Source organism: Sandaracinus amylolyticus (assembly GCF_000737325.1).
Lineage (GTDB): Bacteria > Myxococcota_A > Polyangia > Polyangiales > Sandaracinaceae > Sandaracinus > Sandaracinus amylolyticus.
Genome location: NZ_CP011125.1, coordinates 8,717,490 through 8,734,770 on the forward strand (window position 1 = coordinate 8,717,490; position 17,281 = coordinate 8,734,770).

Sequence of the window (17,281 nt, forward strand, 5' to 3'; positions counted from 1 at the left end):
ATGACCTGCAATCGATCGTAATCCAGGAGGAGACCGTCGTGGACACGCTGAAGACGATGACGTTCGAAGTCACCGGGCGGATCGCGCGCATCACGCTGAACCGCCCGAAGCGCGGCAACGGCATCACGATGGACATGCCGCGCGAGCTCGCGGCGTGCGTCGAGCGCGCGAACCTCGATCCGTCCGTGCACGTGATCGCGCTCTCGGGGAACGGCTCCGGGTTCTGCGGCGGCTACGACCTCGTCGAGAGCGCCGAGACGTTCACCCTCGGCAGCGAGGATGCTTCGCGTGTCCCCGGCTCACCGCTCGACCCCGCGGTGCAGCTGCAGAACCACGTGCCGAACGGCGCGTGGGACCCGATGGTCGACTACGCGATGATGAGCCGCAACGTCCGCGGCTTCATGAGCCTGTTCCACGGCGAGAAGCCGGTCGTGTGCAAGGTCCACGGCTTCTGCGTCGCGGGCGGGACCGACATGGCGCTCTGCTCGGATCTGCTCGTGATCGCCGACGACGCGAAGATCGGATATCCGCCGGCGCGCGTGTGGGGCTCGCCGACGACGTCGATCTGGGTGCACCGCATCGGGCTCGAGAAGGCGAAGCGCCTGCTCTTCACCGGCGACTGCCTCTCGGGCGAGGAAGCGCACGAGTGGGGCCTCGCGATCGAGTCCGCGCCGCCGGATCGGCTCGACGAGCGCTTCGAGATCCTGCTCGCGCGGATCGCGAAGATGCCGATCAACCAGCTCGTGATGATGAAGCTGCTCCTCAACCAGACGCTGATGGCGCAGGGGCTCCACACCACGCAGCTCGTCGGCACCGTGTTCGACGGGATCACCCGCCACACGAAGGAGGGCTACGCGTTCCAGCAGCGCGCGGCCGAGGTCGGCTTCAAGCAGGCGGTGCGCGAGCGCGACGAGCCGTTCGGCGACTTCGGCTTGTCGACGTTCAAGGGCTGAGTCCTCGCCGGAGTGCTCGTCCCGCCGGTTCCGGACGGGAGCGCGCGACGCGCGCGGACGGCAGGGACCGGCGGGCGAGCCGAGTCCCAGCAGGAGTGCTCGTCCCGTCGGTTCCGGACGGGACGCGCGCAAAGCGCGCGGACGGCAGGGACCGGCGGGCGAGCCGAGTCCCAGCAGGAGTGCTCGTCCCGTCGGTTCCGGACGGGAGCGCGCAAAGCGCGCGGACGGCAGGGACCGGCGGGTGAGCCGATTTTTACCCGGCCGCGAGATCAGTAGAGCGCGATCACCAGAGTGCGAACACTGGAGCTCGATCAGTAGAGATCGAAGCCGATGCCGCCGAGCATCGAGACGGTCATGTGGTCCTCGTCGAACCACGTCGGGTGCGCCTCGAACGAGAGCGTCAGCGCCTGACGTCGGCCGCGATCCGTCGCGCCGAAGCCGACGGACACGCGCCCGTGCATCCCGAAGTAGAGCGAGTCGCGCGCGCATCCGCGGTTCGCCTGCACGTCGTCCTCGCAGTCCTCGTAGAGATCGGCCGAGGGCCCCACGCCGAACGAGATCGCGTCGAGCACGGTCGCCTCGAAGAGGAACACGTTCCACATCACGAACGCGTTGTCGGAGTCGCCGTCGTCGTCGCGATCGTCGATCTCGGTGCCGCCCGCGAGCGCCGCGTACATCAGGTTCGCCTGGTAGTACGTCGCGAAGTACTCGCCGAGCTGCGCGCCGACGCGCACGTTGCCGCCGGCGAGCCAGCCCTCGGGCTCGCCCAGCGTGCCGCCGAGGACGAGCGATCCGCCGACGCGCGGTCGCACCCAGAAGCCTTCGTCGCCCTGTGCCGCGGCACGCCCCGCGACGCTCACCAGAGCGAGGCAGAGCGACACCAGCACGCAACGCTCGACTCGCATGACGACACCTCCCCGCGCGCGCTCGAGCCGCGCTGGAGCGCTCCACGCGGCTCGACCATCGGCGTTCTCGACGCGTGCTCTCGCAGCGCGCGTGCCACTCTCGCCCGTGGGCACGGCGCGCGCTTCGTGGCTGCGCATGGCCCAGCCGGCGCTGTTCGCGGGCGACCCCTTCGATCGCATCCTGAACGCGCTCGACCCGCGCGCCGGGCCGAAGCGCCGCGTCGTGGAGCGTTGCGCCGCGATCGTGCTGATCGCGTGGGCGCCGCTCGCCGTCGCGTCGTACGCCGAGGGCACGTTCCGCGGCGCGCCGGGATCGTTCGCGAGCGACATCCTGGTGCACGTGCGCCTGCTCGTGTCGGTGCCGCTCCTGATGATCGGCGAGCACGCCGTCGCGCGGCGCTTCGGGGCCGCGCTCGAGCACCTCGAGCGCGCCGGGCTGGTGCCCGAGGATCGACGTGCGGCGTATCGCGCCGCGATCGCCTCGGTCGAGCGGCTGCACCGCGCGGTGTGGCCCGACGTCGTGCTGGTCGGGCTCGTCGCGGCGTTCGCCGTGGACGACATCACGGCGGGGCGGCTCGAGCGATGGATGCAGCCCGCGCTCGTGCCGGGCGCGACGCTCTCGCTCGCGGGTGCGTGGGATCTCTGCTTCAGCCTGCCGGTGTATCGGTTCCTGGTGGGGCGCTGGCTGTGGCACTTCGCTCTCTGGTTCCTCCTGCTCGCGCGCGTCGCGCGCGTGCCGCTGCGCCTCGAAGCGACGCACCCCGATCGCATGGCGGGGCTGCGCTTCCTGTCCGACGCGCACGAGTCGCTCGCGTGGCTGGTGCTCGCGCTCTCGTGCACGCTCGCCGCGAGCTTGATCATGCTGCTGCGCCACACCGGCGAGGCGGTGGACGCGCTCGATCCCACGGTCCTGCTCTTCTGCATCGCGGCGCCGCTCCTCGCGGTCTCGCCGATGACGGTGTTCGCGTGGCCGCTCGAGCGCGCGCGGCGCGAGCGTCACGACGACTACGGCGTCGCGGCCGCGGATCTCTCGCGCCGCTACGTGGCGAAGCACATCGCGGGCAGGAGCGCGACGCCCTTCCCCGTCGATGCCGACGAGCCGTCGACGCACATCGACATGTCGTCGAGCTTCCAGAACTGCATCGACATGCGGCGCGCGCCGGTCCGTCGCACCACGCTGATCCTCCTCTTCGCGTGCGCGGCGGTGCCGATGCTCGCGGTCTACCTGCAGCAGCTGCCGATGGTCGAGATCGTGAAGCGCCTGCGCGGCCTGATGGGCTGAGTCCGCTCAGTAGAGCTCCGCGCCGACGCCGCCGAGCATCGCGACGGCCGAGAGATCCTCGCCGAACCACGTCGGGTGCACCTCGAACGAGACGCTCACCGCGCCGCGCTCGCCCGGGCCCCCCGCGCCGAGGTTCAGCGCGACGCGCCCGTGCAGGCCGAAGAACGTCTCGTCGACGCGCGAGCACGCGGCGTTCGCGCGCACCCGCGGGTCGCAGTCGTCGTAGATGTCGACCGAGGGCCCGACGCCGACCGAGACGATGTCCCAGAGCGTCACCTCGCCGACGAACGAGCTCCAGAAGACGAACGCTCCGTCGGAGTCGCTGAGCCCGCCGTAGAGGAACGTCGGCGCGTAGTAGAACGCGAACCACGGACCGAGCTGGGTGCCCACGCGGAGGTTCGCGCCGACGAGCCAGCCGTCGAGGTCGCCGATGATGCCGCCGCCGATCGCCGACGCGCCGAGCCGGAAGCGCGCGAGCTCCGGCGCGGGCTGCTCGATGTACATCGGGCCCTCGGTGCGCGGCTCGGAGCCGAGCTCCACGCCCCCGCTCGTCGTCGTCGTCATCGGAGGCGGCTCGACGATCTCGATCTGCGCGGTGTCGGTGCTCACCGACGCGAGCACCGCGGTGCGCGGCACCACGGGGATCGTCTGGCCCTCGACGGGCTGCGTCCGATCGACGCGCACGAAGCGCGCGCGCCCGTCGCCCTCGTCCGGCGCGTCGATGCGCCGATAGAGCTGCAGCGCGCCGTCGTCGCCCTGCACGTAGACGAGCTGCCCCTCCGCGACCTGCGCGCTCGCGCGCGACGCCCCGGCGCTCGCGGCCACCGTGATGATCGCGGCCAGCCAGCACGCACCCACGTTCGATCGCTCGTGCTGCATGGGTCCTCCTCCTCCGTCACGTGGTCTGGAAGCGCAGCGGACAGCGTCCCTCGCCCAGCACGCGCGCGTCGTCGCGCAGCTCGTCGCGCAGCTCGCGGCGCGCTGCGGCGTCGCCTTCGCGGGCGATCAGCTCCATGCGCACGCCGCGCGCGACGTCGTGCAGGCGGACCTCGTGCGTCTCGTGCATCGCCCCCGACGCGGCGAAGCGCGGTGTGTGGGTGATCGTCGCGCGCTCGCGTCGCTCCTCGTCGAGCGCGCTCGCGAGCTCGCGGACGCGGCGTCGCAGCTCGTCGACCTGCTCGGGCTCGGACGTGCGGAGCACGAGCGCAGCGCCGCGCGCGGTCGTGACGGCTCGCGCCTCGAGCCCGGCCACGTCGCTCGGGCATGCGAGCGCGGTCGCGTCTTCCTCGACGTCGGCGTCGACCTCGGCGGCCTCGATGGGCGCGGGCGTCGCGTCGGGCGTCGGCGCGGCGACCGTCGTGGGTCCCGGCGCGGTCACCTCGGGCAGCGCGGCGAGCGCCGACTCGTCGACCTCGATCAGCGCGGGCGCGGTCGCGCGCGCCTGCTCTCCGCCGTGCGTGACCACCGTCGCCGGAGGGCTCGAGGGCTGCGCGGCGCACCCTGCGCAGAGCGCGACGCCGAGCGACCGCGCCACGACCTCGTTCGTCCATGCCTTCGGCATCGTCGACCTCCCCGGACGCGCTCCAGCGCGCATCGCTGGCGAGGGCTGCTCAGCACGGCGTGATCCACCGACGATCCTCGCGTGATCACGCGAGCAGCGTCTCGCGATTCGAGGTCCCACGCCGCGAGCCGCGAACGGTCGCGCGAACCGACGCCACGCACGCGAGCGGCGCGCCGGCGAGGCGCTGCACCGCGCTCGCCTCGCGACACGTCGGATCACGCCGCGACGTCGCGCGGGATCGCGCGATTCGTTCCGAGGCGCGCCGCCCGTGCGCTCGCGGTGCGCGAGGGCATCGCGCGACGCGCAGCTCACGCTCGTCACGAGGCACGTCGCCTGCTTCGTCCCTGCATCACGGCCCTTCGCACGAGGCACGACGATGCGACCCGAACGACGTCAGGGTTCGATCCACCGGAACGGCGCGGCAGCGCTCCTCGGCTCCGCGCTCGCGCTCGGTGCGTGCGCGACGAGCGGCAGCGGTCGCGGCGAGCTCCAGACCGTCGGCAAGCAGCGCGAGGGCGACGTCGAGTTCGCGTGGGTCGCCGAGCCCGACGCGACGAGCGGCGACATCGCCGCGACGTTGCCCGACGGGCGCGTGTTCCGCGGCTCGTTCCTGCAGGTCACGTCGACCACGCTCGGCACGGACATCTCGCCGTACTGGACCACGTGGGGACACACCTGGTACGGCGGCTACGGCTACCCGGACATGTACTACGACTATCCGGGCTTCGTGCGGACGTACTCGGGTCGCGTCATCGCGCAGCTCGAGGGCCCCGAAGGACAGCGGATGCGGTGCGCGTTCGTGCTCGCGCGGCCCGAGGATGGCCCGGCGTCGGGCGGCATGGGCGACTGCGAGCTCTCGACCGGCGAGGCGATCGAGTACGCGACGCTGCGCGGCGAGGACGACTAGCCGCCGATGTCCGACGCGATCCGGACGGTCATCGCGGTCGCGCTGCCCGCGATGATGTTCGCGCACGGGCTCTCGATGCGCGTCGACGAGCGCCGCGCTGCGGGCGCGGATCGCCCCTGGTGGATGTCGCGCGCGGTGCTCGCGGTGATCGTGCTCGTCCCGCTCTTCGCGCTGCTCGTGCTCCTGGTCGTGCCCACGACCCCGAGGGTGCGGGTGGGCATCGCGATCATGGCGGCGTCGCCGGTCGCGCCGCTCGCGCTCGGGCGCATCGTGGGGCAGCGCGGCGACGTGCCTTTCGCGACGGCGATGCACCTCACGCTCGGCTCGCTCGCGGTGTTCACGACGCCGATCGTGCTCGCCGCGCTCGGCGCGGTGCTCGGGTTCCGCGCGTCGGTCGGCCCGAGCCAGGTCGCGGGCCAGCTCGCGACCGCGCTGCTCGCCCCGATGGTGCTCGGGATCGTCGCCGCGCGGCGTGCGCCCGCGCTCGCGCGTCTCGCGCGTCCGATCGGCGCGATCGCGAAGCTCGCGCTCGCGATCGCCGTGGTGCTGATCCTCGTCGCGTCGTCGGGATCGATCTTCGCGATGGACGTGCGCTCGTACGTCGCGATGACGCTCTTCGTCGCGGGCGCGCTCGCGATCGGGCACCTGCTCGGAGGTCCTCGCCGCGAGGATCGCGTCACGCTCGCGCTCGAGACCTCGTTCCGGAACCCCGGTCTCGCGCTGCTGATCGCGTCGGTCGCGTTCCCCGAGGGTCGCCCGCTCGCGGTGCTCGTCCCGTACATCGTCACGGCGTTCGTGGTGCAGTCGCTCTATCTCGCGGCGTGGCGCCGCCGCGACATCGACACCGAGGCTCTCGGCGCGCCCGCGCCTGCGTGAGCCATCGATCACGGCGGCGCGAGCGGCAGCTCGAACCAGAACGTCGCGCCCTTGCCCACGCCCTCGCTCTCCGCGCCCACGCTGCCGTGATGCGCCGCGACCACCTCGCGCACGATCGCGAGCCCCAGGCCGAGCCCGCCGCCACGGCTGCCCGCGAGCGGATCGCCCTGCTTGAACGGGTCGAACACCGAAGCGCGGATCTCCGGCGCGATGCCCGGCCCGTCGTCGCTCACCTCGACGCGCACCCGATCGGCGGCGCGCGCCACGCGCACGACGACGTGTCCGTCCCGCGGCGTGAACTTGATCGCGTTCACGAGCAGGTTCGAGAGCACCTGCAGGAGGCGGTCGGGGTCGCCCTGCACGTGCGCCGGCGCGATGTGCTCGATCGACAGGTCGACGCCCTTGCCCGCCGCGTGCGGCCGCGCCGACTCGACCGCCGCCGTGACGAAGCGCGCGGCGTCGACGCGCTGCAGATCGAGCGAGAGCTTGCCGCTGCGCACCCGCGCGAGATCGAGCAGATCCTCGACGAGACGGCGCAGCACGGCGACGTTGCGATCGATCGTGTCGATCGCGCGCACGAGCAGCTCGTCCTCTCGCACTCGCTCGCGCGCGAGCGCGATCCACCCGAGCACCGCCGTCAGCGGCGTGCGGATCTCGTGCGCGATGACCGCGACGAAGAGATCCTTCTCGGCGTCCGAGCGCTCGGCGCGGAGCTTCGCGCGCTGCGCCTCGTCTCGCTCGCGCGCGATCGCGGCGCGCGCGACCGACTCCATGCGCTCGACCGACGCCGCCATCGAGTCGTCGAACACGCCGTGGAACGTGCGCCCCGGCGGCCCGCTGAGGAGCTGCTCGTCGGGCGCCAGCCGCTCGACGATGATGTCGCGCAGCAACGCGATCTCGCGCACGACCGCGCGGATGTCGTAGCCGTGCCCCGCACGCTGCGCGCCGTGCTCCGAGGCCGCATCGTGGCGCCGCTGCGGTGCATCGTGCCCCTCGAGCGCATCGCTGACCTCGTCGAGCAGCATCGGCGAGTGATCGAGCAGCTCGGGGTCGGAGAGCGCTCGGGCGCGCGGCACACGCTCGTCGGCGCGCACGCGCGCGATCCAGGTGTCGAGGATCGGCTGCTTCTCGCGGCGGAGAATGCGCGCGAGCTCGGCGCATCGCGGGTCCGTGGAGACGGGCACGCGACGCCGTCACGCACGAGCCGGACCGTCGCGTGGCGCGAGGTCGCGCGCCACATGCTCACGGATGCGCGGGCTGCGGCGCGGGCTGCGCGCGCGTCGTCTTCTTGGCGCGACAGGTCTCGATCGCGTTCGCGGTGAAGATGAGCGCGAGGTGCGAGAACGCCTGGGGGAAGTTCCCGATCTGCCGGCCCGCGTTCGGGTCGTACTCCTCGGCGAGCAGGCCGAGGTGGTTCTGGATCGCGAGCAGCCGCTCGAAGAGCTCCTCCGCCTCGGCGATGCGCCCCTGGAAGGCGTAGTTGTCGGCGAGCCAGAAGCTGCACGCGAGGAACGGGCTCTCGTCGCCGGGCAAGCCGTCGAGGCCGAGCTCGGTCGAGTAGCGCTGCACGAACCCGCCGCGCACCAGGCGCTTCTCGATCGCGCGCACCGTCGAGAGCATCCGCGGATCGTCGGCGGGCAGGAACCCGCAGTGCGGGATGATCAGCACGCTCGCGTCGAGCGCGTCCGATCCGTACGACTGCGCGAACGCGCCGATGCCCTCGTTCCACGCGCGCGTGCACACGTCCTCGTGGATGCGCTCGCGCAGCGCGCGCAGGTGCGCGAGATCGTTCGCGCCGCGCTCGCCGCCGACGCCGAACTCCTCGATCAGACGGATCGCGCGATCGATCGCGACCCACGCCATCACCTTCGAGTGCGTGAAGTGCCGAAGGCCGCCGCCGCGCACCTCCCAGATGCCTTCGTCGGGCTTCTGCCAGATGCTCTCGATGCGCTCGAGCAGCTCGTGCGCGATGTCCCACGCTTCCTCGAGCGCCGACAGTCCGGCGCGACGCGCCTGGTAGAGACAGCTGAGCGTCTCGCCGTACACGTCGAGCTGGAACTGGTTCCACGCGCCGTTGCCGACGCGCACCGGGCGCGACTCCTCGTAGCCGGGGAGCCAGTCGAGCTCGAACTCCGTCAGCCGCCGCTCGCCCGCGAGGCCGTACATGATCTGGAGCCGCGAGAGATCGCCGAGCACGGTGCGCGCGATCCAGTCGCGCCACGCGCGCGCTTCGTCGGAGTAGCCGCCGATCATCAGCGCATCGAGCGTGAGCGTCGCGTCGCGCAGCCAGCAGAATCGATAGTCCCAGTTGCGCACGCCGCCGATCTCTTCGGGCAGCGAGGTCGTCGGGGCGGCGACGATGCCGCCGGTCGGCGCGTACGTGAGCGCCTTCAGCGTGAGCAGCGAGCGCACGACCGCGTCGCGCCACTTGCCGCGATAGGTGCAGCGCCCTGCCCACTCGAGCCAGAAGCGCTCGGTCTCCTGCAGCGCGCGGCCTGCGTCGAGCGGCGGCGGCGCGGCGCAGTCCGACGCGGCCCAGGTCGCGACGAACGAAGCCTGCTCGCCCGCGCGGATGGTGAAGATCGAGGACACGCGAGTGCGCGTCGACGTGAGCGGAACCGAGGCGCGCAGGTGCATCGAGTCCGGCCCCGCGACGAGCGTGACCTGCCGGTCGTAGCTGCGGATCCAGGGCAAGCTCGCGCCGTAGCCGAATCGCACGTCGAGCACCATCTCGAGCGTCACCGCGCCACGCACGCCCTCGACGATCCGGACCACGTCGCTGCGGTCCGACGTGGGCGTCATGAAGTCGACGATCCGCACGACGCCTTCGTCGCACTCGAGCTCGGTCTCGAGCACCAGCGTGTCGCCGCGATAACGCTGCCGCGTCTCGAGCACGCGCGAGGTCGGGCGCAGCGCCCATCGTCCGTGCTCGTCGCGGCCGAGCAGCGCGGCGAGGCACGCCTCGGAGTCGAAGCGCGGCACGCACAGCCAGTCGATGTCGGCGTGGCGCGAGACGAGCGCCGAGCCCTTCATGTCCCCGATGAATCCGTAGTCTTCGATGCGAGAGGCCATCGCGTTCGCTCCTCGTCCGCGGGTCGGTGCGGACGGGTGCAGCGCGCGTGCCCCGCGCGTCGCCCGACGCGACGTGTCCCGCGATCGACGAACGCGCGACGCGACGCCGCATCGATCGCTCGACACCACGCTCGCACGAGCCAACGCGCTCACGCGCGCTCGCACGAACATGATGCGCTCACGCGCGCTCGCACGAGCACGATGCGCTCACGCGCGCTCGCACGAACGCGATGCGCGTCACGCGCGCTCGCACGAACGCGATGCGCCTCACGCGCGCTCGCACGAACGCGATGCGCCTCACGCGCGCGCTCGCGAACGCGATGCGCCTCACGCGCGCTCGCACCCGGAGCTGCGGTCGCGGCCGGTATCCGGTCATCCGCGCGTGCCGAGCCCGAGCAAGCGGGGCTGGGGCCCCGCGCTCCGAAGCGCTCCGAAGCGCTCCCGAGCACGCGCAAGCGGGGCTGGGGCCCCGCGCGCAGTGTTTGGGGAGGGGGGCCCCGACGACGTCGGGGGGAGGGGTCTTCCAAGACCCCTCCAGGGAAGCTCAGCGGTCTTCCAAGACCCTCCAGGGAAGCTCAGCGGTCTTCCAAGACCCCTCCAGGAAGCTCAGCGGTCTTCCAAGACCCTCCAGGGAAGCTCAGCGATACGTGAAGCGCAGCTCGTAGTCGCAGAGCTGGTAGACGTCGCCCTCTTCGATGCGCTTCCCGTCGACGCGCCGGCCCTGGAACTCGACGCCGTTCGTGCTGCCGAGATCCTTCATGTAGAAGCCGCCGTTCTGGAAGATCACGGCGGCGTGGCGACGCGAGATGTTGCCGTCCTTGATGGCGAGATCCGCGGTCTTCGTGCCGCGGCCGATGATGAACTCTTCCTTGTTCACCGGGAACTTCTGCCCGTTGAAGATCACGAAGAGGGTCGGCATGCCCGCGGGGTGCGTGCCTCCGCCCGCGCCGGGCAGCGGAGGCGCTGCGCTCGGGAGCGGAGGCGGCGCGCCGTACGACGCGGGCGCGCCCCCACTGCCGTACGCCGGCGGACGCGTGGTCTGCGGGGGCGGCGGATACGACGAGGGCGCGGCGGGCGCGGCCGGACGCGGCGGCGGCGCGCCGTACCCGGGCGGCGCGGGATAGCCGCCCGGCGACGACGCCGCGGGATACGAGGGCGGCGCGGGATAACCCGGCGTCGGCGCGCCGTAAGGCGCTCCACCGTAGCCGCCGGCCTGCGACTGCGGCTGCATCGGGGGCGCGCCGTACGCCTGGGGCGCGGGCGCGCCGTAGCCCGCACCGCCGTACGCCGCGGGCGGCTGCTGCGCAGGAGGCGCCGCCGGATACCCACCGGGCGACGAGCGCCCCGGAGGCGGCGGCGGATACCCGGCCGAGCCCGGGACCGGCGCGGGCGAGGGCTGCCCGTACGACGGTGCGCCGGGCTGCGGGTACGATCCGCGCGCGGGCGGCGGCGGCGGCGCCGACGGGATCGCGGGCTGGCTCGGCACGCGCTGTCGGCCCTGCTGCGCGGTCGGCTCGGGGCGCGCGCGCTGCCCGGTCGGATCGGGCGTCGGCCCGGTGCGCGCGCCGTAGTTCCGCGACCGCGCGTACTGCCGCATGGCCTCGTTGATCAGATAGTCGACGGAGCACTCGAGCTCGCCGCTCATCTGCTCGAAGATCTCCCAGAGGTAGTCCCGGCACTGGAACTGCCGCAGGGTCTTCTTGTTCTGGTCGTTCATCGTCGTGCTTCGTCCCTCAACCAGGCGCACCGGCGGAGCCGGCGCCACCCGCGGCCGCTCCACCCGTGCCCCCGGCCCCCGTCGCGCCCGTCGCACCGGCCCCCGCCGCGCCGCGCGTCATGCGCTCGCGGATCGCGGTGACCACGTCCTGCGCGATCTTCCCGACCGTGTCGTGCTCTTCCCAGTGCTCGCCGCGCGTCGCGGTGGTGTCGCCCGCCATCGCCTGGATCCGCGGCAGGTCCGCCTCGTCGCCCTGGCGCTCGAAGTAGTAGAGCGCGATCGCGCGGTTCCACCAGTTCGGCGACGCGAGCTGCGCGGTCATCAGCGCGTCCGGCTCGGGGCGCATCGCGGCGATGCGCGTCGCGTACCCGTTGAGCTCTTCGCGCGCGTACTGGATGTCGCGCGCGTTCGGCAGACGACCGAGCCACTCCGGCAGGATCTCCGGGCCACCGAGCGTCAGGATCAGCGAGCCCACGCGCCAGCGCTGGCGCCACTGCGCGTTGTCCGCGCTGGTCGCGAGCGGCCACAGCTGCGGGATCGCCTCGCGCGCGCGGCTGTCGGCGATGCGGTCGAACGCGTAGTCGCGCACGCGCACCGGCGAGCTCTGATCGAGCGCGAGCGCGAGCAGCGTCGCGTTCTGATCGGGGCGCACGTGGCCTTCCATCGCCTGGAGCGCGACGACGCGACGATCCTCGGTGCTGCCCGCGGTCTGCGTCGCCATCTCGAGCAGGCGGTTCGAGACGGTCGGCTGATCGGCGAGGTGGTGCATCGCGGGCAGCGCGCCCGTCGTGATGAACTGCTCGCGGTTGAGCGCGACCGCGGCCTGCACGCGCGCGTCGTCGGGCGCCGCGCCACCCGCTGCGGCCAGCTGGGTGCGGATGCGCTCGCCGAGCCAGGTGCCGAACTCCGGCCCTTCCATCTCGCGCTCGATCGCGACGAGGCGCTCGGCGGCGCGCGTCTTGGTCTCCGGCGAGCCGAGCGCGGCGACGAGCTCCGCGATCTTCACCAGCGCCTGCTGGGGGATGCGCGCGTTCATCGCGTCGACGAGGCGCTGCGCGGCGGGCGCGCCGAGCTGGCGGACGACCTGCTCCGCGCTGAAGTTGCCGGCGAGGCTGCGGCCGTTGAAGTCCTCGACGAACCAGCCGACGACGCCGTCGGTGAGCTGGCCCTGCTGCGTCGGGCTCGCGTACTGGAGCACGAGGAACGCCGCGTCCTTCGCACGGACCTGGAGCGTCGGCGGCGGGCCTTCCTCGGCCTGCTGGGGCTGCCCTTCGCCGCGCATGAGCTCGAGCAGGCCGGGCGTCATGCCGTCGACGATCCGGCGGCGCGTCTCGTCGTCGAGCTGGCGCAGCGCGCTCTGCAGCTCGGTCACGCCCTCCACGTCCTGTCGCTCCATGCGCACGAGCGCGAGACCGGCGTGGATGCGGAGCTCGTCGTCGTACTTGTCCGAGAGCAGGACCGCCTTGATCTTCCCCGGGCCGCGGACCGTGCCGATCCACGTGTCGACGTCCTCGTGCGTCACCGCGCACGCGGCGAGGAGCGCCACGGAGCAGAGCACGGTGAACAGGTTCCGGAGCGAGCGAACGTGGAGGTGCATGGATCCTCGTGAAGGCACCACGAGCGTGGGGCCCGGCCGGTATCGCCCCCGAGAGGGGCCCCGCCGCGTGCGTCACACCAGGCGTTCCGCACACCTCGGCCTGGCGATGGGTGCTCGATAGTACGGAGGAATCGGCCGAGGGATCAAGAGCGCGGAGGGAGTCGAACGGGGGCGGGCAACCCCAGTCACGGGGGCGGGGTCGGGGTCGCGACCCGGACCCGGACCCGGACGGAACGCAGGGCCGAGCCGGCGCAGGCGCTCGAACGGGAGCCGAAGCGAGCCGACCGGGGCCGAAGCGGGCCGACCCGAGCCGAAGCGGGACCGGGCCGGGGCCCGAACCGGAGCGGGGACCGGTACCCGGGGCCGCCCCGGACGCGTCAGCGCTTGTTGTTCCGCTCGTGTTTGTCCGCGATGCGTCGGCCGAGCACCAGGTTCCGCTCGAGCTCGGCGCGCTGGTCCCGGTAGAACGCCCTCAGGAACGTCCCCGGGGCGCGCTGGGGCTCGTTCCCCTCGAACCCGATGCGGCGCGCGATCGTCGTCGCCACCACCCGCAGGTCGTCGTCGTCCGCCTTGCCCGCCTCGGCCGAGCGCAGCAGCTGCGCGAGCGTCTCGAGCTCGTGCTCGCCGTACACCGAGAGCTGCTCGCGCGTGAAACGCAGCCGCGTCGCCCGGGTGCCGCGCGCCTCGTCGCGCAAGAGCTCGCTCCGCGGGACGCGCACCACCACCGTGCCGGCGACGAGATCGCCCGCGCGCGTCCGCTCGCGCGTGAGCACCGGCAGCAGCGCCACCAACATCAGCCACGCGACCGCGGGATACGCGAGCCACGCCGGCGCGCGACCGATCGCCGCCTCCGGCGCCACGAGCAGCATCAGCGGCAGCATCACCTCGAGGTCGCGCATCACGTTGCGCGCGACGATCGCGTCGAGCCCGAGCTGCGCGCCGTCGCGCGACACCACGCGCAACCGCAAGAGGCGCTTGCCCGGCGTCGAGCCCTGGAAGCGCGTCTCGAAGAACAGGAAGTACCCGTGCCGGATCACGAACGCGCCGAGGATCAGCAGCGCGAGCACGTGCTCGCTCGTCGTGATCACCGTCGCGACGAGGCCGATCACCACGAACAGCAGCAACAGCAGCTGCGAGAACACGACGTCGAGCACGTACGCGATCGCGCGCTCGCCGACGCTCGCGAGCGCGAGGCCGATCTCGGTGCCCTCCGGCGCCAGCAGGCGCACGCTTCGCTCGCTCACGACCGACGCCTCACGAGCGCCCGACCGCCGAGGACGATCCACGCGCTCAGCCACGCCGCGTTGAACAGCGCGAGCGCGAAGCGCAGCAGGTCGTGGGTCACGACCTGACGGAACACGCCCTCGACGAACCCCGCGATCAGGAAGAGCACGACCGAGCCCGCCGCCACCACCGCGCCGCGCCGTCCCGCGTCGACCAGCGCATCGCGCACGCTCCGCGCGCCCGGCGCGAGCACGCTGCGACCGAGCGCGAGCCCCGCGGCGCCACACAGGAGGATCGCGCCGATCTCCGGCACGCCGTGGGGGAGCAGCCAGCCGAGCAGCGGGACGAGCAGCCCGCGCTCGTCGTAGAGCGCGAGGAACCCACCGAGCATCAGCCCGTTGGTGAACACGAGGAGCGCCGTGGGCACGCCCGCCGCGAACCCGAGCGCGAACGCGAGCAGCCCGATGCCCGCGTTGTGGCTGAAGAGCGACGACGCGAAGATCGAGAGGCCGTCGTGCTGCGGCGCGTAGAGCGCGTCGCGCAGGAACTCGGTGCTCGCGCCGGGCGAGCGCCCGCCCGCGAGGCCCGCGTCGACGAACGCGAAGTACCACTCCGCATCGGCCCGCACCATCGCGTACGCGACCAGCACGCCGAGCGCGAAGATCGCGGTGGACAGCGCGAGCTCGCGCGCCATCGAGCGCACGGCGATCGGGAAGCGCTCGAAGAAGAAGCGCCGCAGCGGCCCGCGCTCGGGGCGACGCGACGTGTAGACCGCGAGGTACGCGCGACCGACCAGCGACTCGAGGTACGTCACGAGCGCGCGATCGAGCGCGGTCTTGCGCGCGACGTTGAGCGACGAGACCGCGCTCCGATAGAGCATCGGGAGGCGATGCAGCTCCTCCTCGGTGAGCCGGCGGAGGCCCCCGGCGAGCGCGCGATCGAGCATCTGCTCGAGCTCGCTCCACTCGGCCTCGCGCTCGGCGCGGAAGCGCACCGAGCGAGGCTCGACGCGCATCGGATCGGACACGCGGTCCGTCGTCATCCGATCAGCCCTCGCGCCTTGATGTTCACGTATCGCTCGACGAGGTCCGCCGCGACCGCGCCGGGGCGCGAGTGCACGACGTGCACGCCCAGGCGCGGCAGGCGCGCGAGCACGAGATGACGACGCTGCGCGAGGTTCGACGCGACCACCGCCGCCGCGAGATCCGACGCGTCGGAGGGCAGCGTCGAGAGCGGCTCCTCGAGCAGCGGATCGTCGAGCGCGACGAACACGATCACGTGCTTGCGCGCGAGCTGACCGAGCGCGTCGAGCATCAGCTCGGCGGTCGTCGCATCGGAGAACTCGGTGAAGACGACGACCATCGTGCGGCGGCTGAGGCGGCGCAGCAGATCGTGCAGGCCGAGCACGTGGTTGGTCTCGTCGGTCTCGGCGCGCAGCGCGGCCGCCGCTTGTCGCAGTCGCGCGAACTGACCGACGCCCGAGCGCGGCGGCACCCACGCGCGCGGCTCGCCGCCGTACGCGTGCATCCCGACGAGATCTCCCGCGCGCAGCGCCGCCTTCGCGAGCACGAGCGCGGTGTGCACGCCGTGATCGAGACGCTCGAGCCCTTGGATCGGATCGCGCATCGCGCGGCCGACGTCGAGGCACACGACGATGCGCTGGCGTCGCTCGACGTGGAAGCGACGCACGCGCAGCTGCTGGTGCCGCGCCGACGCCTTCCAGTCGACCGATCCGAGGTCCATCCCGAGCGTGTACTGCTGGAGCGACTCGAACTCGCCGCCCTCGCCCGTCCACTTCTCGCGCTTGAGCCCGGAGAGCATCGGCTGCGCGCCGAGCACCGCCATCGTGGTGCGATCGACGTGCTCGACGTCGGGCACGACCGCGATCGGCCCCGCGCCGCGGTCCACCTTCTCGATGCGCGCGACGAGCCCGAGCGGACCGGTGACGCGCAGCCAGATCTCGCGCAGCGCGCCCGTGCCGCGCGCGTCGGCGTGCAGATCGATCGGGAGCTCCGACGCACCGCGCGGGATGCGCACCGCGATCGGCGCGGACGCGCTCAGCGGAGCCTCCGCGATCGCGCGCAGCGTCCCGTGGAGCGGCGCCGCGGCCCGCAGATCGATCGCGGCCTTCGCGCGGACCGCGCGCCCGACGCCCGCGCTCGCCGGCCGTTGCAGCGCGACGTCGAGCCGCGCGCTCGCGAGCAGCGCGAGGTCGACCCCCACCGCGACGGCGACCGCGACCCAAGCGACCGCGAGCGCGATCCACGCTGGCTCGATCGCGAGAGGAAGGATCGCGAGCGGCGCGATCGCGAGCAGGACGACGAGGAGGCGCGGAGTCGGGACCACGGCGAGAGGCCCGAGCGTAGCTGAGGAACTCGCGCGCGCTCACGACGATCGCGCGCTGGCGCGCGGCGCCCCTCGCACGACACGTCGCTGGCGCTCGATGCGACGAAGTCGGCGTCGCGCGACGTGCATCGGCCCTGGTGTGCGTCGTGGCACGACCCTGGCTCGCTCTCGACGTGCGCCCCCGCGTCGCGCTCGGGCTGCGTACGTCCGGAGTCGGATCATGACCACGAATCGTTCGTTCTCGTACGGCTGGGCCGCTGGGGTCGCGATGGGCGTCCTGATGATCCTCGGCGGGATCTTCTGCATCGGCGCGAGCCTCACGACCGGGCTCGTCACCGTCGTCTTCGCCGGCGTGTTGCTCGTCGCGGCCGGCGTCTCCGAGATCATCGCGGGCTTCCGCCTGCGCCGGCACGGCTCGATGTGGCTGCCGTTCCTCAGCGGCGCGCTGTCGATCGTCGTCGGTGTCGCGATCGTCTCGCGACCGTTCACGGGGCTCGCGGTGGCGACGCTGTTCATCGGCGCGTTCATGGTCGCCGCCGGCCTGGTGCGCGGCATCGCGGCGGTCGCGGATCGATATCCGCGCTGGGGCTGGGACGCGCTCTACGGCGTCGTCGCGCTCCTGCTCGGCGTCTACCTGCTCGCGTCGTGGCCTGTCTCGGCGCTGTGGCTCGTCGGAACGATCGTCGGCGTCGAGCTCGTCTCGCGCGGGATCGCGTGGGTCGTCGGCTCGCTCGCGATGCGTCGCGTCGTGCGCACGCGCGAGGGTCGCATCATCGAGGGCGCAGCGGCGCCGGCCTGAGGGCTCCAATCGATCGCGATGCACGTCGCGAGACGGCTCCTC

General features: G+C 72.7%; 15 protein-coding genes. 5 read left to right on the forward strand and 10 right to left on the reverse strand.

All coding sequences use genetic code 11. The features are described 5' to 3' along the window. Positions 1 to 38 precede the first annotated feature (38 nt). Positions 39 to 953: a crotonase/enoyl-CoA hydratase family protein gene (locus DB32_RS36670; protein WP_157069852.1), complete on the forward strand. Its 915-nt coding sequence runs from the start codon at positions 39 to 41 to the stop codon at positions 951 to 953. 311 nt (positions 954 to 1,264) lie between these two features. On the opposite strand, the gene DB32_RS36675 is transcribed toward DB32_RS36670, so the two are convergent. Continuing rightward, positions 1,265 to 1,858: a hypothetical protein gene (locus DB32_RS36675; RefSeq protein ID WP_053237305.1), complete on the reverse strand. Its 594-nt coding sequence runs from the start codon at positions 1,856 to 1,858 to the stop codon at positions 1,265 to 1,267. Between the two features lie 91 nt (positions 1,859 to 1,949). Between DB32_RS36675 and DB32_RS36680 the strand changes: the two genes are divergently transcribed. Next, on the forward strand, positions 1,950 to 3,140 hold the full coding sequence (locus DB32_RS36680) for a hypothetical protein (RefSeq protein ID WP_157069854.1): 1,191 nt from the start codon (positions 1,950 to 1,952) through the stop codon (positions 3,138 to 3,140). Positions 3,141 to 3,146: 6 nt separating this feature from the next. On the opposite strand, the gene DB32_RS36685 is transcribed toward DB32_RS36680, so the two are convergent. After that, on the reverse strand, positions 3,147 to 4,019 hold the full coding sequence (locus DB32_RS36685) for a hypothetical protein (protein ID WP_053237307.1): 873 nt from the start codon (positions 4,017 to 4,019) through the stop codon (positions 3,147 to 3,149). Positions 4,020 to 4,035: 16 nt separating this feature from the next. After that, positions 4,036 to 4,701, reverse strand: a complete 666-nt coding sequence (locus DB32_RS36690; RefSeq protein ID WP_053237308.1) for a hypothetical protein — start codon at positions 4,699 to 4,701, stop codon at positions 4,036 to 4,038. Positions 4,702 to 5,077: 376 nt separating this feature from the next. Between DB32_RS36690 and DB32_RS45950 the strand changes: the two genes are divergently transcribed. Together DB32_RS45950 and DB32_RS36705 are read left to right on the forward strand one after the other, a co-directional pair. Next, positions 5,078 to 5,608, forward strand: a complete 531-nt coding sequence (locus DB32_RS45950; protein ID WP_053237310.1) for a hypothetical protein — start codon at positions 5,078 to 5,080, stop codon at positions 5,606 to 5,608. Between the two features lie 6 nt (positions 5,609 to 5,614). Next, on the forward strand, positions 5,615 to 6,484 hold the full coding sequence (locus DB32_RS36705; RefSeq protein WP_053237311.1) for a bile acid:sodium symporter family protein: 870 nt from the start codon (positions 5,615 to 5,617) through the stop codon (positions 6,482 to 6,484). Positions 6,485 to 6,492: 8 nt separating this feature from the next. Here DB32_RS36705 and DB32_RS36710 read toward each other — a convergent pair whose 3' ends face one another. The 7 genes from DB32_RS36710 to DB32_RS45955 form a co-directional block, all read right to left on the reverse strand. Next, positions 6,493 to 7,668 carry a sensor histidine kinase gene (locus DB32_RS36710; protein ID WP_053237312.1) on the reverse strand — a complete coding sequence of 392 codons (1,176 nt, stop codon included), beginning with the start codon at positions 7,666 to 7,668 and terminating at the stop codon, positions 6,493 to 6,495. Positions 7,669 to 7,726: 58 nt separating this feature from the next. Continuing rightward, positions 7,727 to 9,556, reverse strand: coding sequence for a glycoside hydrolase family 15 protein (locus DB32_RS36715; protein WP_053239085.1), 1,830 nt, complete (start codon positions 9,554 to 9,556; stop codon positions 7,727 to 7,729). Between the two features lie 637 nt (positions 9,557 to 10,193). Next, positions 10,194 to 11,273: an FHA domain-containing protein gene (locus DB32_RS50105; protein WP_157069857.1), complete on the reverse strand. Its 1,080-nt coding sequence runs from the start codon at positions 11,271 to 11,273 to the stop codon at positions 10,194 to 10,196. Positions 11,274 to 11,289: 16 nt separating this feature from the next. Next, positions 11,290 to 12,870: a hypothetical protein gene (locus DB32_RS36730; protein ID WP_053237315.1), complete on the reverse strand. Its 1,581-nt coding sequence runs from the start codon at positions 12,868 to 12,870 to the stop codon at positions 11,290 to 11,292. A gap of 377 nt (positions 12,871 to 13,247) precedes the next feature. Then, on the reverse strand, positions 13,248 to 14,114 hold the full coding sequence (locus DB32_RS36735) for an RDD family protein (RefSeq protein ID WP_075098116.1): 867 nt from the start codon (positions 14,112 to 14,114) through the stop codon (positions 13,248 to 13,250). Beyond that, the gene (locus DB32_RS36740; RefSeq protein WP_157069859.1) at positions 14,111 to 15,136 is read right to left on the reverse strand and encodes a stage II sporulation protein M; all 1,026 of its coding nucleotides are present in this window, start codon (positions 15,134 to 15,136) and stop codon (positions 14,111 to 14,113) included. Before DB32_RS36740 ends, DB32_RS36735 begins: the two co-directional genes overlap by 4 nt. Then, the gene (locus tag DB32_RS45955) at positions 15,133 to 16,440 is read right to left on the reverse strand and encodes a DUF58 domain-containing protein (RefSeq protein ID WP_053237317.1); all 1,308 of its coding nucleotides are present in this window, start codon (positions 16,438 to 16,440) and stop codon (positions 15,133 to 15,135) included. The genes DB32_RS36740 and DB32_RS45955 overlap by 4 nt, the downstream gene beginning before the upstream one ends. 220 nt (positions 16,441 to 16,660) lie before the next feature. On the opposite strand from DB32_RS45955, the gene DB32_RS48780 reads away from it, so the two are divergent. Then, a complete protein-coding gene (locus DB32_RS48780) occupies positions 16,661 to 17,239 on the forward strand; it encodes an HdeD family acid-resistance protein (protein WP_053237318.1) in 579 nt (192 codons plus the stop codon). The last annotated feature ends 42 nt before the right edge of the window (positions 17,240 to 17,281 follow it).

Bases quoted from the DNA above. Each gene is read 5' to 3' on its own strand.
- DB32_RS36675 (WP_053237305.1), bottom strand. From the start codon at position 1,858: ATGCGAGTCGAGCGTTGCGTGCTGGTGTCGCTCTGCCTCGCTCTGGTG.
- DB32_RS36685 (WP_053237307.1), bottom strand. From the start codon at position 4,019: ATGCAGCACGAGCGATCGAACGTGGGTGCGTGCTGGCTGGCCGCGATC.
- DB32_RS36690 (WP_053237308.1), bottom strand. From the start codon at position 4,701: ATGCCGAAGGCATGGACGAACGAGGTCGTGGCGCGGTCGCTCGGCGTC.
- DB32_RS45950 (WP_053237310.1), top strand. From the start codon at position 5,078: ATGCGACCCGAACGACGTCAGGGTTCGATCCACCGGAACGGCGCGGCA.
- DB32_RS36705 (WP_053237311.1), top strand. From the start codon at position 5,615: ATGTCCGACGCGATCCGGACGGTCATCGCGGTCGCGCTGCCCGCGATG.
- DB32_RS36715 (WP_053239085.1), bottom strand. From the start codon at position 9,556: ATGGCCTCTCGCATCGAAGACTACGGATTCATCGGGGACATGAAGGGC.
- DB32_RS50105 (WP_157069857.1), bottom strand. From the start codon at position 11,273: ATGAACGACCAGAACAAGAAGACCCTGCGGCAGTTCCAGTGCCGGGAC.
- DB32_RS36730 (WP_053237315.1), bottom strand. From the start codon at position 12,870: ATGCACCTCCACGTTCGCTCGCTCCGGAACCTGTTCACCGTGCTCTGC.
- DB32_RS36740 (WP_157069859.1), bottom strand. From the start codon at position 15,136: ATGACGACGGACCGCGTGTCCGATCCGATGCGCGTCGAGCCTCGCTCG.
- DB32_RS48780 (WP_053237318.1), top strand. From the start codon at position 16,661: ATGACCACGAATCGTTCGTTCTCGTACGGCTGGGCCGCTGGGGTCGCG.